This window comes from Nocardia sp. NPDC055050 (assembly GCF_053608345.1).
On the sequence record NZ_JBSGVG010000001.1, the window covers coordinates 78,119 to 99,900 of the forward strand.

At 67.9% G+C, this 21,782-nt stretch carries 21 protein-coding genes; 11 read left to right on the top strand and 10 right to left on the bottom strand.

Annotated features, from left to right (window positions below):
- Positions 1–149 precede the first annotated feature (149 nt).
- On the bottom strand, positions 150–950 hold the full coding sequence (locus ACWGCN_RS00360) for a hypothetical protein (protein WP_378989241.1): 801 nt from the start codon (positions 948–950) through the stop codon (positions 150–152).
- A 38-nt stretch (positions 951–988) separates the two neighbouring features.
- Positions 989–1,504: a lipoprotein LpqH gene (locus ACWGCN_RS00365; protein WP_379315771.1), complete on the bottom strand. Its 516-nt coding sequence runs from the start codon at positions 1,502–1,504 to the stop codon at positions 989–991.
- Positions 1,505–1,662: 158 nt separating this feature from the next.
- Here ACWGCN_RS00365 and ACWGCN_RS00370 point away from each other — a divergent pair, with 158 nt between their 5' ends.
- From ACWGCN_RS00370 to ACWGCN_RS00385, 4 genes are read left to right on the top strand one after another with little or no spacing between them, the layout of a single operon-like run.
- Positions 1,663–2,973: a hypothetical protein gene (locus ACWGCN_RS00370; RefSeq protein ID WP_449967003.1), complete on the top strand. Its 1,311-nt coding sequence runs from the start codon at positions 1,663–1,665 to the stop codon at positions 2,971–2,973.
- Positions 2,973–4,082, top strand: a complete 1,110-nt coding sequence (locus ACWGCN_RS00375) for a hypothetical protein (protein WP_452457995.1) — start codon at positions 2,973–2,975, stop codon at positions 4,080–4,082. Before ACWGCN_RS00370 ends, ACWGCN_RS00375 begins: the two co-directional genes overlap by 1 nt.
- The gene (locus ACWGCN_RS00380) at positions 4,082–5,596 is read left to right on the top strand and encodes a tetratricopeptide repeat protein (RefSeq protein ID WP_452457994.1); all 1,515 of its coding nucleotides are present in this window, start codon (positions 4,082–4,084) and stop codon (positions 5,594–5,596) included. The genes ACWGCN_RS00375 and ACWGCN_RS00380 overlap by 1 nt, the downstream gene beginning before the upstream one ends.
- A gap of 44 nt (positions 5,597–5,640) precedes the next feature.
- Entirely contained in the window at positions 5,641–6,879 is a 1,239-nt protein-coding gene (locus tag ACWGCN_RS00385) for a CHAT domain-containing protein (RefSeq protein WP_452457993.1), read from the top strand.
- 4 nt (positions 6,880–6,883) lie between these two features.
- Here the strand turns inward: ACWGCN_RS00385 and ACWGCN_RS00390 are convergent, their stop codons facing one another.
- From ACWGCN_RS00390 to ACWGCN_RS00410, 5 genes are all read right to left on the bottom strand, one after another.
- Positions 6,884–7,951: an alpha/beta hydrolase gene (locus ACWGCN_RS00390; protein WP_387446103.1), complete on the bottom strand. Its 1,068-nt coding sequence runs from the start codon at positions 7,949–7,951 to the stop codon at positions 6,884–6,886.
- 137 nt (positions 7,952–8,088) lie between these two features.
- Entirely contained in the window at positions 8,089–8,385 is a 297-nt protein-coding gene (locus ACWGCN_RS00395) for a hypothetical protein (protein ID WP_378989247.1), read from the bottom strand.
- 112 nt (positions 8,386–8,497) lie between these two features.
- Complete coding sequence (locus ACWGCN_RS00400; RefSeq protein WP_301904090.1) at positions 8,498–9,223, bottom strand: amino acid ABC transporter ATP-binding protein; 726 nt, start codon at positions 9,221–9,223, stop codon at positions 8,498–8,500.
- A 76-nt stretch (positions 9,224–9,299) separates the two neighbouring features.
- Positions 9,300–11,081 (bottom strand): ABC transporter substrate-binding protein/permease, encoded by a 1,782-nt coding sequence (locus ACWGCN_RS00405; RefSeq protein ID WP_378989248.1) that lies wholly within the window; start codon positions 11,079–11,081, stop codon positions 9,300–9,302.
- A 122-nt stretch (positions 11,082–11,203) separates the two neighbouring features.
- Positions 11,204–11,998, bottom strand: a complete 795-nt coding sequence (locus ACWGCN_RS00410; protein ID WP_379314160.1) for an LLM class F420-dependent oxidoreductase — start codon at positions 11,996–11,998, stop codon at positions 11,204–11,206.
- Between the two features lie 136 nt (positions 11,999–12,134).
- Between ACWGCN_RS00410 and ACWGCN_RS00415 the strand changes: the two genes are divergently transcribed.
- Both ACWGCN_RS00415 and ACWGCN_RS00420 read left to right on the top strand, forming a co-directional pair.
- Positions 12,135–13,214: an ABC transporter ATP-binding protein gene (locus tag ACWGCN_RS00415; RefSeq protein WP_379314159.1), complete on the top strand. Its 1,080-nt coding sequence runs from the start codon at positions 12,135–12,137 to the stop codon at positions 13,212–13,214.
- Between the two features lie 146 nt (positions 13,215–13,360).
- Positions 13,361–14,008 (top strand): NADPH-dependent F420 reductase, encoded by a 648-nt coding sequence (locus tag ACWGCN_RS00420; RefSeq protein ID WP_452457992.1) that lies wholly within the window; start codon positions 13,361–13,363, stop codon positions 14,006–14,008.
- Here the strand turns inward: ACWGCN_RS00420 and ACWGCN_RS00425 are convergent.
- Positions 14,005–14,535 (bottom strand): winged helix-turn-helix transcriptional regulator, encoded by a 531-nt coding sequence (locus ACWGCN_RS00425; RefSeq protein WP_378989252.1) that lies wholly within the window; start codon positions 14,533–14,535, stop codon positions 14,005–14,007. The genes ACWGCN_RS00420 and ACWGCN_RS00425 overlap by 4 nt on opposite strands.
- Before the next feature lie 84 nt (positions 14,536–14,619).
- On the opposite strand from ACWGCN_RS00425, the gene ACWGCN_RS00430 reads away from it, so the two are divergent.
- A complete protein-coding gene (locus ACWGCN_RS00430) occupies positions 14,620–15,789 on the top strand; it encodes a thiolase family protein (RefSeq protein WP_452457991.1) in 1,170 nt (389 codons plus the stop codon).
- Positions 15,790–15,862: 73 nt separating this feature from the next.
- Entirely contained in the window at positions 15,863–16,828 is a 966-nt protein-coding gene (locus tag ACWGCN_RS00435) for an o-succinylbenzoate synthase (protein WP_378989254.1), read from the top strand.
- 12 nt (positions 16,829–16,840) lie between these two features.
- Here the strand turns inward: ACWGCN_RS00435 and ACWGCN_RS00440 are convergent, their stop codons facing one another.
- Positions 16,841–17,371: a TIGR04338 family metallohydrolase gene (locus tag ACWGCN_RS00440; RefSeq protein WP_452458507.1), complete on the bottom strand. Its 531-nt coding sequence runs from the start codon at positions 17,369–17,371 to the stop codon at positions 16,841–16,843.
- Positions 17,372–17,455: 84 nt separating this feature from the next.
- A complete protein-coding gene (locus ACWGCN_RS00445; RefSeq protein WP_378989538.1) occupies positions 17,456–18,256 on the bottom strand; it encodes a DUF2786 domain-containing protein in 801 nt (266 codons plus the stop codon).
- A gap of 271 nt (positions 18,257–18,527) precedes the next feature.
- Between ACWGCN_RS00445 and ACWGCN_RS00450 the strand changes: the two genes are divergently transcribed.
- Genes ACWGCN_RS00450 through ACWGCN_RS00460 form a run of 3 tightly spaced genes read left to right on the top strand, consistent with a single transcriptional unit; the run spans position 18,528 to position 21,727 of the window.
- Positions 18,528–19,805, top strand: coding sequence for an ABC transporter substrate-binding protein (locus ACWGCN_RS00450; protein ID WP_056823877.1), 1,278 nt, complete (start codon positions 18,528–18,530; stop codon positions 19,803–19,805).
- Positions 19,806–19,850: 45 nt separating this feature from the next.
- Positions 19,851–20,828: a carbohydrate ABC transporter permease gene (locus ACWGCN_RS00455; protein ID WP_449966534.1), complete on the top strand. Its 978-nt coding sequence runs from the start codon at positions 19,851–19,853 to the stop codon at positions 20,826–20,828.
- Between the two features lie 11 nt (positions 20,829–20,839).
- Positions 20,840–21,727 carry a carbohydrate ABC transporter permease gene (locus tag ACWGCN_RS00460; protein WP_378989257.1) on the top strand — a complete coding sequence of 296 codons (888 nt, stop codon included), beginning with the start codon at positions 20,840–20,842 and terminating at the stop codon, positions 21,725–21,727.
- Positions 21,728–21,782 lie beyond the last annotated feature (55 nt).

Genomic DNA, 21,782 nt, shown 5'->3' on the forward strand with positions numbered 1-21,782 from the left:
TCCTGAGTAGAACGGACTCCGGGCACCGTAAGCAGCCCAAGCGAGCCATCGGGAACGCGTAGATGAACGGACGACCAAAACTCGGCGCGCGCTGTGACCGATCACGGATGGATCAGCCACAGCGCGCGCCGAGTGCGCGGGAGTTGTCATCAGGCGTTGACCGGAAGGGAGATCACCACTTCCTGCTCGTTGCCCGGAAGATAGTGCACCTGCACGATCCGGCCCACCTGCACGTGCCCGACTGCGGTGGGCGGCAGGTACTTCTCGGCGCGGGTCTCGAACGTGGTGCCGTCCGGGCGGGTGACCACCAGACCGAGCGCGATCTCGGTGTAGCCGCCGCGGATGCGGCCGGGGACGTCCAGGCTGCGGACCACGGCCTGGGCGGCCAGCCCGCGTTCGGCGATGTCGAGCTTGCCGCGGGTGGTGATGCCCTTGCGGATGAGTGATTCGTTCATCGCGCGCTGGGCGGCGCCGTTGTCGCCGGAGCGGTCGACCTCGACCTTGTCGGTGCGACCGGGCAGATACCGGACCGGCAGGACGACGCCCGGCTGCAGCAGGGCCAGTTCGGTGAGCGGCACGATCATCTTGGCGTGCGAGTCGAAGACCTTTCCGTCGGACCCCTCGACCCGGAAAGCGATCTTGACCTGCGGTTGGTCGTTCACCGAGACGCCGGTCTGCCGGAACGAGGTAATGGTGCCGATACCGACCGCGCCGTCACGGAACTCGCTGCTGTTGCGGCCGGTGAAGGCTTCGAGGATGCCGTCGCCGGTGAAGGCGAAGACGATCGGGACGATGGTGAGCGCGATGATCGGCAGGGCCATCTGGGGACCGACCCAGCCGAGCATCGCGCCGGTGTATTCGTCGGGGGTGTAGGTGAGGCCGTAGAAGAGGTAGTAGCCGATGGCGAGGATTCCGAAGGCGACCGCGGCCGCACGCAGCTTGGATTTCATGATTTCTCCTTGGATGGATGCGACCGGGTCGCGAAGGGTCAGGCGCCGACGATGGTGGAGCAGGCGAAGGTGATGTCGAACTTCGCCGTCGACGGGCCCGCCAGCGGGTTGGTCATGTCGGCGCTGATGCCCTCGCCGGTGATGCGGTAGGTGTTGCCGTCCTTGGCCAGGGTCGCGGAACCGCCGGGCTGGCCGTTGCCGTAGCCGACGGCGTAGGGCAGGCCGTTGGCGCCGCCCTGGCTACCGCCGATGGCGACCGCCTGGACCTTGTCGCCTTCGACCGACGCGCTGACCGAGAGGCTGCCGTAGGTGGCGTTGGCCGTGTCGGTGAGCGCCAGGGCGAGGGTGCCCCCCTGCTTGGCACAGGTGGTGTCGAATTTCGCGGTGAATTCCTTGCCGTCGACAGTGGCGGTGGACTTGCCCGCGGCCGGGGCCGGAGCGGCCGATCCGGCGGTGCTCGGGGAGGCGGTGCCGGCATCGTCGCTGCAACCGGTGACGAACAGCGCGGTGGCGGCGGCGGAAGCGGCGAGGGCGGCGATCAGCTTGGTGTTCATGGTGGTTTCCGTTTCTCTCGGTGTGACCGGGCTGGTAACCCGTTGAGAGAAAGGTAGAAATCATTCCCCGCCTACCGATCCCAACTTTCGCGCTCGGCAACCGCCGCACCAGCCGCCGAAAATACCTATAACCTGGTCGGATGCGGAGACCGCGCGCCATGGTGCTCGATGAGGTGTGGCGGGGGCTCGACGGAGTCGACGCGCTGAGCGGGGCCGACGGCGGACCGTTGCGGCGGACGGTGAAGTTGATTCTCGATCCGCTGGTGCTGCGGCCGATGCAGCATCCCGGGCTGTCGTCGAGCATGCTCGACGAGGACGGGATCGCGCTGCTCACGGCACTGCTGCACGCGCAGTCCGATGCGCTGCGGGCGTGTGCGGCGTGGTTCGTGGTCCTGAAGCAGGTGCGGCGCAGGCTGCGGATCACCGAGGGCAACGCCCAGGATCTGTACTTCCAGCGCTGCTTCGAGCTGGCGACCGTAGACGGTGCGCCTGCGGGCGACCGCGCGCACGCGAGGGCCGAGGCGACGCTGCGCGAAGTCCACGACAGCACCGGCGGGCGCACCACCGCCGCACTGAAACACCATGTCACCGACCCGGCTCGCGCGGCCGAACTGGCGCAACTGCTGGACATCGCCTGGGCACGCCGCCCGCTCGCCCCTTACGGCGCAAGGGATCTGGCGGCCGAACTGACCGAGTTGCTCGAAGCCTGCACGCTCGCCCGTTCGGGAGATCCGGCCGATGCGGGGCCGCTGTTCGACGACATCGTCGACAGCGGTGCCGGCACCCGGCGCGGGATCGCCCTGTGGCTCGCGCATCCCGACGCGGGCGCCGACGACCTGGGGCTCACCAGCTGTGCCAGCCCACAGCGCCCCGAGCTCGGCGCGTCCGCGTCGACCGCGAGTCTCGGTCTGCCCTTCGACCGGACCGTGTACGAGCGGGTCTTCACGGTGTTGCAGGGCAGCATCGATCGGACCGACCTCCCCGAGATTGCGGAGCTGGTCACGCGGGAGATCTCGCGTAGTTGTTCGCCATGGGGACTGCTCGACGAATCGCTGCGGGTCGCCGCGGCGGCGGGTACCGAACTGGCGCTGGGTCTCTCCCCGTTCGGTGCCCCGGCGGCGGTCCACCCGGCTCCTTCGTCGCGTGCGCACGACGTGGTCAACGGTCGCTGGCGGCGGGAAGGGTATGTGCTGCAGGCGCGTCGGTACGCGGTGCACGCGGTCGACGGGCAGACGGGACCGCTCGCGGCGGTGGCCGCCGAGTTGCACGCGCCGTGGCGGCCGTATTCGCGCAGGTTGTGGGTGCGTTTGCACGGTCGGGATGTGCGCGAGCTACCGGTGTTCGATCCCGGTGAGCTGTGGGATCTGCTCGACGGTGTCGCCCGGTCGGTGATCCTGGACCACCGCACCCGGGTGAAACAGGCGCTGACCGCCGACACCGTGGCCGATGTGGAAGCGAGGGCCAGCTGATGACAGTCGTCCACCTTCGCCGTGCGGAGCCGGGCTTGCTCGTGATCGCTCCGGAGCGGACGCCACTGGTCACCGATGCCGCGCCAGGGCTCGATGTGCTGGTTCTCGAGGTCGTGGGCGGGCATCTGAGCTGGAGCCTGTTCGACGACGAATCGGTGCCCGCCGCGGTACTCGATGACGTCGATGCCGCACAGGACTGGGTGTGGGCGGTGTACGGCGAAGAGGTCGCCTCGGCGCTCGCGGACAACCGGCCCGCAGCGCTGACAGCCGCGCCCGCTCGACGCGCGCCGGCGGCGGCCCTGCGGCGACTCGCCTACGCGCACTGGGCGAGCCGGTGGTGGCCCGCGTCGACCATCGACGGCATTCCCGCCCTGGATCCGCGGCTGCTGGTCGAGGAAATCGGGATGCTCACCGCGCAATGCGAGATGGCGGTCGACGGCGATGACGGCGAGCACGGCACGGAGCGCGACGCCGGCTCGGGGAATCGCGGGTCGGGCACGCAGGAAGACTTCGGGTTATCCGACTCCACCGACGAGCGAAGGCCGCTGGGCGAGTCGACAGGATCACGGGGCCGCGCGCAGGACTACGCCTTGGCGGCCGGCGGCGCCGACTCGTCCGACGGGCTGATCGTGGCGCGCGGCAGTGGTGGCTGGGACTGGCGACGGTGCCCGCCCGGCATTCTCGACGCGGGCGAGCACGCCGTGTCGTGGCAGGTGTCCCGCGCGGCCGGGGTATCGACGGTGCGGGTCAGCGTGGTCGCCGCGCCGGATTGTCGGCGACTCGTCCCCGAACACCTTCGGCCGCACGCGCGGGTTCGAGTGCGGCTGCCCGCCGACACCGCGCACGACCGACCGGGACCCGATGTCGAGATGCCCTTGCACCTGCGGGGCGATGCCTGGACCGGCTCGGCGCGAATCCCCGGCACACCGGAAAGCTCGCCGGAGATCACCGTTTTCGTGCTTGGTGTCGGTCCTGCCGATCCGCCGCAAGACGAGTCGGCCGCCCGGGAGCGGATCCGCCGATTCGCCCGCGCCCGGCTCACCGAACACACCGGCGACCAGCGCCTGAGCGCCGAAACAGCGGCCGCCGAAACAGACGAGGACTTCTGATGGCAGCCACGGGCAGGACATCCGATCGCGACGACGCCCAGCTCACCGCGGGGTACGCGGCCTATCAGCGTGGCGATGTGGTCGCGGCACTGGAGATCTTCGAGCGGGCGGCCGACGATGCGGCGCCGCGATTGCGCAGTGCCGCGCTGATCAATGCCGCGAGTATGGCCGACGAGCTCGGTGAGCATCGGCGCTCGGTGGTGCTGTTCCGAACGGCATTGGCGGAAATGCCCGACGATGCCGCACATCAGCGACCTGCGGCATTGGTGAATCTGTCGCAGGCCTTCCAGCATCTGGGCGAGTTCGATGCCGCGCAGGATGTGCTCGAGCAGGCGCGTGTGCTGCTCGCCGACAGCACCGATCAGGGGCTGCTGCGGGTGGCGTGCCTGCTGTCGCTGACGGCGGTCGCGCTGCACCGGCAGCAGTGGGCGCGCGCCGGTGAGCTGGCGGTCGAATCTCTCGGTGTGACCGAGCGTTTCGCGCCGGAGCTGGCCGGTCACCCGTTGATGAACCTGGCGGCCTGTTCCTTCGAGACCGGTCGCTGGGAACTGGCTATCGACTTCGCTCGGCAAGGGGTAGCCGCCTTCGCCGCGGCGGGCGAGGCCGCCTCGGTCGCGGAGTCGCAGCAGAATCTGGCCACGATGCTGGTGCGGGCCGGGCATTTCGACGAGGCCGAGGAGCCGTTGCTGGCCAGTCAGGAGTTCTTCGAGGCCGGTGAACTGGGCCACTGGTCCGGGATCGGGTCGAAGACGATGGGTTTTCTCGCCGAACGCCGCGATGACTTCGCCACGGCGCGTGCGTATTACGAACGGTCACTGGATCGGTTCGACTCCACCGGCGCGGTGGTGGACGCGGCGGACGTGCGGCTGCGCCTGGCCACCGTCGCCTGTGCGGAAGGCGATCTCGCTGCCGCCGAGCAGCTACTGGACACCTCGTTCGCGGCCTACGCCGCCCAGGGACTCGGGATGCACTGCGCCCAGCTCGACTACTGGCACGCCGAACTCCTCCACACCTCGATCGAGCAAGCGGCACAACCGGATCCGGACCTGGTGGCCCGCGCGGTGTCCCTGGCGGTCCCCGCCGCCCTCGCCATCGACGCCGTCCGCCACACCCTCCCCAACGGCAACCAGCGTGAACACTGGCACCGCACCGTCGCCGAACCCGCCATGCGCGTTGCCTTCCGATGCGCCGCGCTCGCCGGAAACGGTCAACTGGTGAGCGATCTGATCGAGACACAGTGTGCTGGGACGACTCTCGATACCACCGGGTACTCCGACGTCACGGCGCCTACCCTCGAATTCCAGCTGTTCGATCCCGAGCCCGCCGAGCAGATCACCACACCGGCCCTGCAACTCGGCGCCGCGCTCGCCGATGTCGCCGCCGCCGCGGGCATCCCCGTCGCGCCACCACCCCGGCTGACCGACCGCGGCCGCATCGTCCTAGCGGACTTCATCTCCCACGCCGAGCAGCGCTACGGACGCCCCGTCCGCGACAGCCGGGTAATCGCGCTGTGAACGAGCCGGCAACGGGAACGCCTTCGGCTGCCGAACTCAGCAGTGTGCCGACAGCTTTCATCAGACTGGCCGACGCGGGTGACGTGTACGTGTCGTGGCGATGGGCTGACGAAACGTTGGCGCGCGGCGTAGCGGTGCTGCCCCGAGACCACGTGCGCGAGACACTGCGATTGCTGACCGACGCGGTACCCGACCCCGCGCGACCCGACGATCTGCGCCGGGTCATGACCGCGGGGGCACTGGTCGATCCCGAGGCGGAAAGTGCTCTGGCGCAGTCTTTGTCACGCACCCTGCTGCCCTATGGGCTCGCCGTGCAGCTGTACGAACTGTCGCAGCGGGGGATTCGGCCACATCTGCGGATCCAGCCTTCACCCAGGCTGGCGCAGGTGCCGTGGGAGATCCTCGCCCCCGATGCGGGGATCCGGCTGCTGGACATCGCCGACATCAGCCTGCTCGCACCGGTCTCGGTGGTACACGCGCCGGATCGAATCGCGCGCCGCTGGAACGACACTCGCGAGCTACCCGTGGTCGCGGTACTCGATCCGCGCGTGCCGGGGTTTCGCGCCGACTCCGAACTCGGCTCGGTGCTCGGCAGACCGTCGGCGGAAACCCTGGTGGCACAACACTTCGGCCGCTACGGAGAGCGCGTGGTTCCCCGTGTCGACGACGCGGTGGAACTGTTCCGTCGCGCCGACACCGACCGCGACTGGTTGTCCGAGGCGCTGCGGGCGGGCGCGAGCCGACTCGTCTACGTCGGCCATGTCACCGCTCCCGCACCGGAATCGGGACGCAGCGAACACGCCGAGCTCCACCTCAGCTGCACCGCCGACACCCGGGGCTTCGCGGCGACGAACCGCACCCATCGCCCCCTCTCGGCGAAAGACCTCCTCCTCGGCACCCATACGCTCGACTCCACCCCCGTCCCCGGACGTGACCGGTGGCCGATGCCGAGCCGCGTCGCCCTCATCGCCTGCGAAAGCGGCGGCGATCTGCGTTTCACCGAGGCCCTCGGCCTCACCACCGCGGCCCTCTCGGCGGGCGCCGAACTCGTCACCGCCACCCGCTGGCCGCTGCCCACCGACCACGCCTTCCACACTCTCACCCCCACCACGGGCCACCCGCTGCAAGCCGCGGTCTGCGCCGTGGACACCGCTCACGATTCCTCCACACCCGTCCCCACCCTGCTGACCTGGCAGCGATCACAGTTGTCCGCATGGCGAGACGCTCCGGCGGCCGAGAACTCGCCCCTGCTCTGGGCCGCCTTCGCCACCGTCACCGACTGACCGGCTATTCGGGCAGTCCCAAACCCGCGGCCAGCACCGGCCACGACCGATAGAAGGCATCACGCCAATAGCCCCAGGAGTGCGTGCCGCTCGCCTGACGGTCGAAGGTGGCGGGAATCCCCAACTCGTCCAGCCGGGACTCGAGGTTGCGGGTGCACCAGTTGACCGCGGCCTCGATGATCCCGCCGACGACGAGCTGGTTCGCCAGGCCGAACGGCGTCGGATTCATCATGTACGGGTCGTCGATGCGGTCGTGCGGGCCCGGCAGGCCGGAGGCATCCGAGACGAACAGCCTGGTGCCGCGCAACTTCTCGGCGTGGACGACCGGATCGTTGGCGACCCAGGCCGGGTCGTCGTCGGCACCGTACATATTGCCGACGTCACCGCCGCCGTAGGTCTCCACGACCAGCTTGGTGAACTGCTTGCCGATCGGGTCCGAGATCTGCGCGCAGCCGCTGTAGCCGGCGACGGACTGGTAGAAACCCGGTTTGGCCTCGGCCAATTGCAGGACGGCCGTCGCGGTCATCGAGTTGGCGGCGATGGCGTTGACGCCGTTGGTGCCCAGTGCCGCGTCGACCAGCGGCGGGAGTTCGTCGAGGAGGAAGGTGCGCCATTTGTTGCGGCCGAGCGCGGGGTCGTCTTGCTGCCAGTCGGTGTAGTACGCCCAGGCACCGCCGATCGGCATCACCACGTTGACGTCCTTGGTGGCGAGGAAATCGCCGACATCGGTGTTCTGCCACCAGGTCGCGCGGTCCTCGCCGCCCCCGGCGCCGTTGAGGAGGTAGAGCGCCGGGCGCGGCACAGAGGCGTCTTTCGGACGCTGCACCTTCACGGTGATGCCCTTGTTCATCGCGGCGGAGAAGACCAGCATGGTCAGATTTCGATCATCGACCCTGCTCGAGATGATGTTCGAGCCGTTCGCGGTGGTCGGCGTCGCGAGGAGCTTCTTGGCTTCGACGATCGGATCGCGCCCGTCGGCCAGGCCGTTGCCCGCGCCGAAGGTGGCCGCGCACGCGGCCAGCACGCTGCCGACGACACCGAAAGCCATTGTGCGCCTGATTGTTCTGCCCATCTACCGAGAATCCCCATCCGTGAATCGGCAGGCATGACGCAGGCCGCAGGCACAGACATTATCCGGGGAACCGATCGATCGTCGAGCCAGAGGTAATACGGGCAGCCGACCCCACCGGGGCGGGGTCGGCTCGGTGGTCAGTGATCGTCGTAATGGTCCGCGTGGGCGGCGTGGCGGTGGCCGTCGTGGATGTAGTCGACGTGGTCGCCGTGCGGGACGGCGACATGACCACAACCGGGGCCGTGCTCGTGGGTGTGGGCGGTGTGCTCGACGTGTGCTGTGGTCTCGCACTCGTCGAAGTGGCCGTCGTGTTCGCGGTGCAGGTGGCCGTCGTGGACGTAGTCGACGTGGTCCTCGTGCGGAACGGCGACGTGGCCGCAGGTGGGGCCGTGGACATGGGTGTGCTGCGGGTGTTCGGCGTGCGTGGTGGTCATCGGCTCTCTCTTTCCGGTTTCCCGGAACGCGGTCCGGTACTGATCGAATGGAGCTCCAAGCACTTCCGACATTAGCAGTTGCGCATGCGTTGCTGTGAGGCCCCTTACCTGGTCAGAGGACCTGATCGAGGAAGCGGCGCAGGCGTGGGGTCTTGGCGTCGTCGAACAGGGCGTCGGGGGTGCCGGTCTCCACGACGACGCCCTGATCCATGAACACGACGCTGTCGGAGACCTCGCGGGCGAACCCCATCTCGTGGGTCACCACGATCATCGACATGCCGCCCGAGGCGAGGTCGGCCATCAGCGCCAGCACGCCCTTCACCAGCTCGGGGTCCAGCGCCGAGGTGGCCTCGTCGAAGAACATCAGCTCCGGTTTCATGGCCAGCGCGCGGGCGATGGCGACGCGCTGCTGCTGGCCGCCCGACAGCGAAGCGGGCCGGGCGTCGGCCTTGTCGGCCAGGCCGACGATCTCGAGCTGTTCGATCGCCAGCGCGCGGGCCTCGTCGGCGGACAGGCCGCGCAGTTTGCGGGGGCCGAGCACGATGTTGTCGGCGACCGTCTTGTGGGGGAACAGGTTGAACTGCTGGAAGACCATGCCGATGCGCTGGCGCAGCTTGTCGGGGTTGTCCTTCAGCACCGACTTGCCGTCGAGCAGCACATCGCCGGAATCGGGTTCGTGCAGGCGGTTGAGCACACGCAGCAGCGTCGACTTGCCGGAGCCGGACGGGCCGATGACGGTGGTGGCGTGGCCCGCCTCGACGTGGATGTCGACACCGCGCAGGATGTGGTTGTTGCCGAGCGTCAGATTGAGCCCGGTGCCGGTCAGCGATGCACTCATGCCGCCACCTCGCTGGCGCTCGGTTCCGCCATGACTGCATATGCAGCTGTGCTGGTCTGCCGCTCGCTACGCTCACTCATGCGCCTCGCCCTTCTGTGATGACTGCCTGCTCGATCGGGTCGGCGGGAGTGGGTCTGCCGGTGCGCATGCGCTGGTCGATGTAGTTGACCAGGTGGGTGAGCGGGATGGTGAGCACCAGATACATCAGGCCCGCCGCGACCAGCGGGGACAGATTGCCGGTCTGGGCGTTGAGGTCGCGGCCGACGGCGAACAGTTCGCGCTGCGAGGCGAGCAGGCCGAGGAAATAGATCAGCGACGAGTCCTTGATCAGCGCGATGAACTGGTTCATCAGCGCGGGCAGCACCCGGCGCACACCCTGCGGGATCACCACCAGCGTCATCGACTGGCGGTACCCGAAGCCGATCGCGCGCGCGGCTTCGAGCTGACCGGGCTCCACCGACTGGATACCGGAGCGGAAGATCTCGCCGATATAGGCCGACGAGAGCAGCGCCAGCGCCACCGCGCCGAGCCAGTACGGGTTGCCGCCGGTGATATTGCGGACCACCGGACCGATGCCGAGACCGATGAGCAGGATGATCACCACGGCGGGCAGGCCACGGAAGATGTCGGTGTAGACGCGGGCGGGCCAGCGCAACCAGCGGGTGCGGGAAATGCCCATCACCGCGAGCAACATGCCGATCGCGGTGCCGAGGACACCCGAGACCAAGGCCAGGATCAGGGTATTCGGCAGACCGGTCTTGATCAGATCGGGAAAAGCCTTGCGGTACAACGACCAGTCGAAGAACGTGTCCTTCAACTGTTGCAGCGTCGACTTCTGCGCGACCTGTTCGGTCTCGCCCGGCTGGTTCTCGGCCGCGAGCGCTTTGAAGTCCGGAAGCTGGGGTGTGGGAGCCGCTTTGGAGCCCGGCTTCCACCCCGGCGGGAGTTCACGGGGCACCCAATCGGCGTACAGACGGGCATAGGTGCCGTCCGCGATCACCGCGTCCAAGCCGGAGTTGAGCGCGTCGATCAGCGGCTGGTTGTTCTTGGCCACCGCGTAGCCGACGAAGTTGTCGAGGCTGAAGGTGTTCTGCGAGACCACGATTCCGTCGCCCGGTTTGATCGCGCCCTCGGCCTGCGCCGACGGTGCGACCCAGGCATCGACCTGGCCGGACTTCAGATTCGCGTAGGCGGTGTTGTAGTCGGGAAACTTCACCGGATCCAGCTTCAGCTGGTTCACCACGAACTCGTCCTGCACGGTCCCCTGCACCACGGCGATGCGCGAGCTCTGGTTCAGGTCACCGAAGCCTTTCACCGCGCTGCCCTGCGGAACGACCAGGGAGAAGTAGCCGAAGTCGTAGCCGTTGGTGAAGCCGACCAGTTCGCGGCGGGCATCGGTGGTGGTGATGTTGGACGAGCCGACATCGAAACGCTTGCCTGATACCTGGGCGAGCAGGCCCGCGAACTCGGTGCCGGAGAACTCGACGCGCAGACCGAGTTTCGCGCCGATCGCGGTCAGGAGTTCGTTGTCGAAGCCGGTGAAGGCGCCCTCGCTGTTGACACAGATGCTGGGCGGCGCGTCGGACAGGGTGCCGACGCTCAGGGTGCCCGGGTTGAGCAGGCCGAGCTTCGTGGTGTCGATCGAGTCGACCGGCGCCGTTGTCGCGGTGGTGTAGCGATCGGCGCCCGCGGTTTCGCCCGCGGCCAGATTGGTCGGCGCGGCAGCGGCGGCGCTCGGTCCCGGCGGCGAACAGAGGTCACGCGCGGAGCTGCTCTCGGAGCCGCCGCAACCGGTCGCCGCGACGCCGACGAGGAGCAAGAGGGCAGCGATCCGCGCCCGAGTTCGTACACCTGCCATGCCGATAGACCCTAGCCGCAACCTTGCACAGCGAAGGTTACGCAGCGCTGCGGCTCACGGTGTCGATCCACGGCGACAGCCGGTCGAGGCCCGGAAGCGGGTTCGCCGCAGCGTGATCGAAACTACGCGAGGCCCTCCAGGACGGCCGGGTTCGTCTCGTCACGCCATTCGATGGCGCGCCGGACTTCGGTGAGGTCGTAGCCGGGGCCGGAAACACCCACGGTGAACAGGGTGACGCCCGCATCGTGCAGCGCCTTCGCCTCGTCGCGACCCTGCCACTGCACCGAACGCTCGATCCGCGACTCGTCGGTACCGACGACAGCCGCGTGCTCGGCCAGCACTTTGTTCTTGTGGCCGAGAGTCGCCACGTCGGCGAAGGAGTGCCAGATGTCGGCGTACTCGGCGACCAGGCGCAGCGTCTTGCGCTCACCACCGCCGCCGATCAGGATCGGGATGTCGCGGACCGGCGGCGGGTTCAGCTTCCCGAGCCTGGCGGTGATGCGCGCCATGCTCTCCTTCAACAAGGTCAGCCTGCTGCCCGGCGTACCGAACTCGTAGCCGTACTCGTCGTAGTCACGCTCGAACCAGCCCGCGCCGATGCCGAGGATCAGCCTGCCGCCGCTGATGTTGTCCACCGTGCGCGCCATATCCGCGAGCAGGTCGGGATTGCGGTAGCCGCCGCCGGTGACCAGCGCGCCGAGCTCGACTCGCTCGGTCTGCTCCGCCCACGCGCCGAGCATCGTCCAGCATTCGAAATGCGCGCCCGCCGGGTCGCCGGTGAGCGGGAAGAAGTGATCCCAGTTGAAGATAATGTCGACTCCGGCGTCTTCGGCCCGCAACACCGCGTCGCGGATCAGACCGTAATCGGGCGCGTGCTGCGGTTGAAGCTGGACTCCGATACGGACCGGACGACTCATCTCGCTGGCTCCTCGATGGCTCGGGTTGGCACCGCGACCGAGGCTACCCGGCACCGTTGTGGGCCGCTACGATCCCAGCGACCCACTACTCGGATCGTCCGGCACGTTCCTGCCGGGATGGGATGTTGATCTACGCATGGCTACCGTCACTTTCGACCGCGCTACCCGGCTCTACGCCGGTGCCACCAAACCCGCGGTCGACGCACTCGACCTGGAGATCGCCGACGGCGAATTCCTCGTACTCGTCGGACCCTCCGGGTGTGGCAAATCGACCTCGCTGCGCATGCTGGCCGGCCTCGAAGAGGTCAACGCCGGGTGCATCCGGATCGGCGACAAGGACGTGACCAACGCCGAACCCAAGGATCGCGATATCGCGATGGTGTTCCAGAACTACGCGCTCTACCCACACATGTCGGTCGCGGAGAACATGGGCTTCGCGCTGAAGCTGGCCAAGGTGTCCAAGGCCGAGCGCGACGAGCGGGTGCTCGAGGCAGCCAAGCTCCTCGACCTCGAGCAGTACCTCGACCGTAAGCCGAAGGCGCTCTCGGGCGGACAGCGGCAGCGCGTGGCGATGGGGCGCGCGATCGTGCGGCAGCCGCGGGTGTTCCTGATGGACGAGCCGCTGTCGAACCTCGACGCGAAGCTGCGCGTGCAGACCCGCACCCAGATCGCCCAGTTGCAGCGCCGGCTCGGCACCACCACCGTCTACGTCACGCACGACCAGGTCGAGGCGATGACGATGGGCGACCGGGTGGCGGTCCTCAAGGACGGCCTGCTCCAGCAGTGCGCCTCGCCGCGCGACCTCTACCGCGATCCGGCGAACATGTTCGTCGCCGGGTTCATGGGTTCGCCCGCGATGAACCTGTTCACCCTCCCCGTCACCGACGGGGCCGTCACCATCGGTGGCTACCCGGTACGGGTGCCGCGCGCGGTGGCCGACGCGGGAGAGGGCTCCGTGGTCCTCGGCATCCGCCCCGAACATCTCGAGGTCGGCGACGGCGGCCTCGAATTGGAGGTCGACGTCGTGGAGGAGCTGGGCTCCGACGCCTACGTCTACGGTCGCGCCCTCTCGGCGGGCGCCGGCGGGCAGACCGGGGAAACGATTGTGGCGCGCGTGGATTGGCGCAACCCGCCGTCCAAGGGCGATCGCCTCTGCCTGACCACCGACCCCGAACACGTGTACTTCTTCAGCGTGGACGGCAAGCGCCTGCGCTGATTCGAATGCGCGGGCGGCTCGTGACTCGAGTCGCCCGCGCACGATTGCGCTGTGCGCGTAGACGCTCGGCTCGATTCCGGTGCGGCCCTATGCTGATGCTCGGACCCGGTGATCGCCGGGCGGGTTTGTCGACATGGGGTAGTGACATGCGCATAGCAGTACTCGGCACCGGCCAGGTCGGTCGCCGGCTGGCGAGCAAGCTGGTCGAGGTCGGGCACACGGTGACGATGGGGTCGCGGACCGCCGACAATGCCGACGCCACCGCGTGGGCAGCCGAAACCGGCGGGGCGCACGGCACTTTCGCCGAGGCGGCGGCAGCGGCCGAACTGATCGTGAATGCGACATCGGGCACGGTATCGGTGGCGGCGCTCACCGCGGCCGGGTCGGACAATCTCGCGGGCAAGATCATCGTCGACGTCTCCAACGCACTCGACTTCTCGCAGGGCTTTCCGCCGAAACTCGTTGTCCCCGAGGCGGGCAGCGTCGCCGAGGAAATCCAGCGGGCCTTTCCGGCCACCCGCGTGGTGAAGACGCTCAACACCACCAACAACCAGGTGATGGTCGACCCGGCCCGAATTCCCGGACAGCACACCATCTTTCTCAGCGGTGACGACGCCGATGCCAAGTCGCAGGTGGCGCGGCTGCTGAACTCCTTCGGCTGGGCCGACGAACAGCTGATCGACCTCGGCGCGCTCAACACGGCCCGCAGCACCGAACCGGTCGTCCTGCTGTGGGTCAGCCTGTTCCAGGCCCTCGGCACGGAGGACGTGACGATCGGCGTGTTCAGCGCCTAGCTGTCCGGGTTCTTCCTTCGGCGTTCGGCGCGGTCGCGGAGGTAGTCCTCGTTGACTCGGACCGCCAGGCGTTCCAGGGGGATCTCGGTGCCGTCGGAGGTGCGCAGGTCGACGCGGACCGGTTCGCCGGTTTCCGCGTCGACCCGCAGCAGGGGTGGGGGGCCCGGCTGGAGGTAGGCGTCGCCCCATTGCCAGAGGGCCACGACCGCGGGGAGCAGGTCCCGGCCCATCTGGGTGAGGGCGTATTCGTGCCGGGTGCGCTTGCCTTCCTCCTGGTAGGGGCGTTTTTCCAGGAGGCCGGCGGCGGTGAGTTTGCGGAGTTGGGCCGCTGCGGCGGCGTCGGTGATGCCCACTCGGTGGGCGAAGCCGTCGAAACGGCGGGTGCCGTAGTAGGCCTCGCGCAGGATGAGCATCGCGGAGCGGGTGCCGATGAGGTCCATGGCTCTGGCGATCGAACAGCCCGCCGTTTCCCATTTGCTGAGATCGGCCAGGGGTCCTTCCATCACGGCTGCCATGAGAGACATCATAGCCAATCTGACTTGAGTCAATGATAGTTAGGACCTAAGCTGGCTATTGTCAGATAGAGCCAGCGTTGGCGAAAGAGGACTTCCATGCGAGACGCGGTCATCGTCGAAGCGGTACGCACGCCGATCGGGCGGGGCAAGCCGAACGGCGCACTTCACGACGTTCATCCGATCGATCTGCTGGCCCACAGCCTGCGGGCGGTGGTCGAGCGCAGCGGGATCGATCCGGCGCTCATCGACGATGTGATCGGCGGCATCGTCACCCAGGTCGGGGAGCAGGGATCGAATATGACCCGGCGGGCCGCGCTGGCCGCCGGATATCCGGAATCCGTGCCCGCCACGACAGTGGACCGGCAGTGCGGCAGCAGTCAGCAGGCGATTCACTTTGCCGCACAGGGGGTTATCGCGGGCGCGTACGACATCGTGGTCGCCGCCGGCGTGGAATCGATGGGGCGAGTTCCCATGGGCGCCAACCTGGTCGGCGCCACCGACCTGTCGGGCATCGCCTTCTCGCAGCGTTATCCCGAGGACCTTGTCCCACAGGGAATCAGCGCCGAACTCATCGCCGCGAAATGGGGTCTGATGCGAACCCAGCTCGACGAATTCGCCCTCGGCAGTCATGAAAAGGCCGCTCGGGCAACCAAAGACGGACTCTTCACCGCGGAACTCGCACCGATCAACGGGCTGACCACGGATGAGGGAATCCGGGTCGGCAGCACCATCGACACCCTCGCGAAACTGAAGCCCGCCTACTACGACCCCGCGATGGCGACGCGGTTCCCGCAGATCGGCTGGGAGATCACCGCCGCCTCCGCCAGCCAGGTCAGCGACGGGAGTTCCGCCGTTCTGATCATGTCCGGCGAACGCGCCGAGCAACTCGGCCTGCGGCCGCTGGCCCGCCTGCACAGCTTCTCGGTCGCGGGCGACGACCCGTTGCTGATGCTCACCGCGGTCATTCCGGCCACCGAGAAGGTGCTGCGCCGGGCTGGTCTGGACATCGGCGACATCGACCTGTTCGAGATCAACGAGGCATTCTCGCCGGTTGTGCTGGCGTGGGCGAAAGAGACCGGGGTGGACATGAGCCGGGTCAACGTGCACGGTGGGGCGATCGCGCTCGGGCATCCGCTGGGCGCTTCCGGGGCGCGGTTGATGACCACGCTGGTCCACGCGATGCAGCAGCGTGGAGCGCGCTATGGGCTGCAGACCATGTGCGAAGCGGGTGGCCTGGCCAACGCCACCATCATCGAACGCCTGTGACACCGGGCGGCGGCGCTCACCGTGAGCGCCGCCGTTCGTCTCGACCCGCGTAGCGAGATCTACGATCGGTCGGGTGAGCACCGAACTGTTTGTTTATGCGATTCCGTTGCGGACACGGTTTCGGGGGATCACTGTGCGCGAGGGGATGTTGATCCGGGGCGAATTGGGGTGGGGCGAGTTCTGCCCGTTTCCCGAATACGACGATCGCGAAGCGGCCGGGTGGTTGGCTACCGCCGTCGAACAGGTGACAGTGGGGTGGCCGGCCCCGGTGCGTGATCGGATTCCGGTGAATTGCACTGTGCCCGCGGTGGATCCCACCCGAGCCCGCCGAATTGTTCGGGAATCCGGTTGCGCGACCGCGAAAGTGAAAGTGGCGGATCACCCCGACTCGCTGAGCGAGGATGTGGCTCGGGTGGCCGCGGTGCGCGAAGCGATCGGGGAATCCGGGGCCGTTCGGATCGACGCGAACGCGGTGTGGGACGTGGAAACCGCCGTCCGCCATATCGGAGAGATCGACAAAGCCGCCGGGGGTTTGGAATACGTAGAACAGCCGTGCCGAACCGTGGCGGAATTGGCCGAGGTGCGTCGGCGGGTTTCGGTGCCGATCGCGGCCGACGAGTCGATTCGCCGGGCCGAGGACCCGATGCGGGTGGCGGTGGCCGGCGCCGCTGACGTGGCGGTACTCAAGTGCACGCCGCTGGGTGGGGTCCGGCGGGCATTGGCGGTCGCCGGGGCGGCCGGGCTGCCGACCGTCGTCTCGTCGGCGCTCGAGACCAGCGTCGGCCTGTCGGCGCAGCTGGCGTTGGCGGGCGCGCTGCCCGAGCTCGAATTCGCCTGTGGATTGGGCACTCTCGCACTGTTCGAAGGTGATCTCGTCACTGCGTCGTTGCTGCCGGTCGACGGATGGCTGCCGGTCCCGGCCTCGCCACCGGAGCCCGACCCCACATTGCTGGACAAATACCGACACCCCGATCCCGACCGTGCCGACTGGTGGCTGCGACGCTACGAGCGAGTCAGCGCCTTGCTCGAAGACCGCTGAGCGAGCAAATCCCTAGCCGAACCGAACACCGCATCCGGCGAAAGTAGCCCGGATCAGCAATGCGGCCTCCGGGCCGATCACACCGTCCACCAATTCGATATAGCGGCTACAGAATTCGGGTCCGTGTGGTGCCTGCGCCGAATCGGGCGCCAGGTGGTGGGCGAGTTCATGCAGGACCACCAGTTCGCGAAGCGCCCATGCGGTGGAGCCGGTGTGCAGCGGGACGGCGAGGACGGCGCTCTCCGGCTCGTAGTGAGCGGCCGCGGCACCACCCCGGGCCCGGACCCTGATCGATACCGCGGCTCGCTCCCATTGTGCGCGAACCCAATTCAGCGCCAGCACCTTGTCCGCGTAGCTCTGTACCGACTCCACGGAGGCGAAGCGGCGCTCCACCGGCAACGTCAGTTGCGAGCCGTAGACCTCGACCGTCCGGTGGCCGAACTCGTCGGCACGATCGAATACCCCACGCACCAACTGCTCACCGTCATAGACCTTGGCACGCTGGCTGTCGCGCTGCGGCCGTGGCGAACTACCCGGCGCCACAGCCCTGCCCGCCGCTCCCCACCGGGAACGCACCGCCGAGCGGGCCGCCGACGGCCCGGCGGAATGCCGACAGCCCGGTCGATCTCATCGGCCCGACAGCTTTCCGCGTGCGGCAGGCAGTTCCGGTGAGGTGCCGAGGCGGGCGGTACGGCCCGCTCGGTCGCCCGCGCGACGAGCCGCGGCGGAGTGCCCGGTGGAGGTCTGCGGCCCACGCCAGGTTCCGCGCGCCTCGGAGGTGGCGGTGTAGAAGTCCGTGAGGGCTACTTCTTTGTCCCGCAATGCCAGGGCGGTCCCCGTCGATTCGGACACCGATTCCTCGGCGACGACTTCGGCTTTCACCTCGGCCAACCGCGCACCGATTCGGGCGGCGAAGGCCATCTGGAAGTTGAGCCGCGCGGTGACTCCCGCGACCGGCGCCTCCACCTTGCGGCGGACAGAACGGCCGAGACGCTTCTCGGTGACGACCTTGACCACGGTCGCCTCGCGGTAGGCGCCGGATTTGATGTAGTGGTCCGACGCGCGGACCATCTGGATGAGCAGACTCGCGTAGAGCGCTTCGCAGGTGTCGATGTCGGCGGCGAAGCCGTAGGCGTAGACCTGGGCGGAAGTACGGGCGACATCGCAGCGAACGTCGTTGGCCGTAGCGATCGCCACGAACAGCTGGACGTAGGTGCGCAGACCTTTTCGGCCCGGTTCGCCGATCGGGATGATCCGCTGCACCGGCGCCGACCTGCGCTCGCGCGAGGCCACATGTGAGCGCGCCACCGCGAGATCGATCGAGGATTTCGTCGCGAGTCGCTGCGCCGCGGCGAGGAAGGCCTCGGCCTCGTGCGCGTTGTCGGTGGACTCGGCCTTGCGCAGCAAACCGCCGATGCGGGTGAGCATCCGATCGGGCGTAGCGGCCGGCGAGGGACTTGTCACAAGCAATGACCCTAAGCCACCACACTGACAGAAAAACTGTGCAAGTCTGTGCCCGTTCTCGGCAGCCTCGATCCGGACCGACCGAAGGGTGCGACGACGGAGTGCCCGTAGGAAGGGAAGATCGAGGCCTCCCAGGCCGAGAACACGCGGCGCCCGCGCCGCCGAGAATCCTGTATGTTGCCTGTTGCACCGCACGGTGTGCTGCTGCTCACGTCTTGACCCTGGAGTGTCTGCGATGGCCTTGAAGTTTGTCCCCAGAGCGACGATGGCTGCTGCCTCGATCGCGTTGCTCACCGCGACGTTCGCCAGCGGTTGTTCCAGTGACGACGGGGGCAACGCACTCGACCAGAACCTGACGGGCCGCGGCCCGATCACCTACGTCGAGGGCAAGGACACCACCGAAACCGGTGTGGTCAAGCAGCTCATCGACCGCTGGAACGCCGCGCACCCGAACGAGCAGGTGACGTTCAAGGAGCAGTCGGCCGACGGCACCCAGCAGCACGACGACCTAGCCGAGCACTTCCGCGCCAAGCAGGACGGCTACGACGTGGTCGCCCTCGACGTGCCGAACACCGCCGAATTCGCGGCCAAGGGCTGGATCCAGCCGCTCGAGGACAGCTTCGCGATCGACACCGCGCCGCTGCTCGCGCCGACCGTGGCCAGCGCCACCTACAACGGCAAGCTGTACGCGGCGCCGAAGAACACCAACGGCGGTCTGCTGTACTACCGCAAGGACCTGGTGCCCAACCCGCCCAAGACCTGGACCGAGATGCTCGGCCAGTGCCAGGTGGCCCGCGACAACAACATCGGCTGCTACGCCGGTCAGCTCGCCCCCTACGAGGGCCTGACCGTGAACACCTCCGAGGTCATCAACGCCTTCGGCGGCAGCTTCGTCGGCGCCGACGGCAAGACCCCCACCGTGAACAGCCCGGAGTCGAAGGCGGGCCTGAAGGTCCTCGTCGACGCCTACAAGAACGGTGACATCCCCAAGGAAGCCATCACCTTCAAGGAAGGCGAGAGCGCCAGCGCGTTCGAGTCGGGCAAGCTGCTGTTCCTGCGCAACTGGCCCTACCTCTTCGCCCAGGCCTCCGCCGAGGGCTCCGCGGTGAAGGACAAGTTCGGCGTCGCCCCGCTGCCGGGCAACACCGGCGTCGGCGCCTCCACCCTCGGCGGCTACAACGCCGCGATCAGCGCGTTCTCCAAGAACAAGGCCACCGCCGCCGACTTCGTTCGCTACCTGATCAGCGAAGAGGCGCAGCAGATCATCGCCTCGGGCTCGCTGCCCTCGGTGCGCTCCTCGCTCTACGACGACCCGGCCCTGATCGCGAAGATGCCGTACCTGCCCACGCTGAAGGAATCCATCGCCAGCGCCGTGCCGCGTCCGGTGACCCCGTTCTATCCCGCGGTGTCGAAGGCCATCCAGGACAACGCCTATGCTGCCCTCAACGGCACGAAGTCCGTCGACGACGCGGTCGCCGGCATGCAAAAGGGCATCGAGACCGCCGGTTCGTAGCGGTACGCGCAGCGGACCCGACCAGACCGTAGGAGAGTAGTAACGGTGTCGGATCCTTCGGGAGCCAAGCAGCGCGGGCTAGCGCTGCAACTGCGACAATCCGGCAAGGCGTGGCTGTTCGTCGCGCCCGTGCTTGTCGCGCTGGCCGTGGTCATCGGATATCCGGTGGTCGAGGCGATCTGGATGTCCTTCTCGAAGGACTCCGGCATCGACCCGGCCACCGGGATGTTCGTCGAGGGCGGCAGCGCCGGATTCAGCAACTACACCCACTGGCTGCTGCAGCAGTGTGGGTCGCTGAACGGCACGGTGTCGTGCCCCACCGGCACGCTCGGCTCGCAGTTCTGGTCGGCGGTCGGGATCACCCTGTTCTTCACCGTGGTGATGGTGTCGATCGAGGCCCTGCTCGGGCTCGGCATGGCCATGGTGATGGGCAAGACCTTCCGCGGCCGGGCGCTGTTGCGCGCCGCCGTGCTGATCCCGTGGGCGATTCCCACCGCGGTCACAGCGCGACTGTGGGAGTTCATGTTCCAGTACGACGGCGTGGTGAACCGGGTACTCGGCACACACATCCTGTGGACCTCGGACATGTGGGCGTCGCGGTTCGCCGTGGTCGCGGCCGATGTGTGGAAGACGACGCCGTTCATGGCCCTGCTGATTCTGGCTGGGCTGCAAGTGATTCCGGCCGACGTGTACGAGGCGGCCAAAGTCGACGGCGCGACTGCCTGGCAGCGGTTCGTCCACATCACGCTGCCGTTGCTCAAGCCCGCGCTGCTGGTCGCGGTCCTGTTCCGCACCATGGACACGCTGCGCATCTACGACCTGCCCGCGATCATGACGCTGGGCAACCCGGCGACGAACACGCTGTCGATCCTGGTGGTCGAGCAGGTGCGCCAAGGGCCCAACAGCGCCGCGGCACTGTCGGTGATCACCTTCCTGCTCGTCTTCGCGATCGCGTTCATCCTGGTGAAGGTGCTGGGCGCCAACGCTGTTCGCACGCAAGAAGACCAGCGGAAGGCGAACTGATGAGCATGTCGATGACGAAAGAACCTGTCGCGGAATCGAAGACGCTGCCGGTGCAGCCGGTGTCGTGGCGCAAGCGGATCGGCACGGTGCGGCTCTACCTCGGTGTCGCCATCGTGCTGGTGTGGGGCCTCGGCCCGTTCTACTGGATGGCCGTGGTGGCGTTCCGCGACCCGGCCCACACCTTCGACAGCACCCCGTGGCCCACCCACGTGACGCTGGAGAACTTCCGCAACGCCTTCGACACCAGCCGCGGCAACAACTTCGGCAAGGCACTGCTCAACAGTGTGATCATCGGATCGGCGACCACCGCCGTGGCGCTGATCCTCGGCGTGCTCGCGGCCTACGCGCTGGCCCGGATGGCCTTCGCGGGCAAGTACCTGGTCTCGGGACTGATCCTGTCGGCGTCGATGTTCCCGGCCGTCGTGCTGGTGACGCCGCTGTTCCAGCTGTTCACCGATATCGGCTGGATCGGCCAGTACCAGGCGATGATCATCCCGAACATCTCCTTCGTGCTGCCGATGACGGTCTACATCCTGGCCTCGTTCTTCGCCGAACTGCCGTGGGAGCTCGAAGAGGCCGCGCGCATCGACGGCGCGAGCAAGTTCCAGGCCTTCCGGTTGATCATGCTGCCGCTGGCCGCCCCCGCGGTGTTCACCACCGCGATCCTGGCGTTCATCGCCTCGATCAACGAGTACCTGCTGGCCCGGTTGCTCTCGGGCGACGACACCAAGCCGGTGACGGTCGCCATCGCGAGCTTCTCGGGCAACGACCCGCTGGTGCAGCCGTATGCGGCCATCATGGCGGCGGGCGTGATCGTCACCGTGCCGCTGGTGATCATGGTGCTGATTTTCCAGCGTCGCATCATCTCCGGTCTCACCGCGGGCGGCGTCAAGAGCTGACCTGCCGGGTTCTGCCGCCCACGCCGGGTAGAGTCGCCTGCACCGATATCGACGT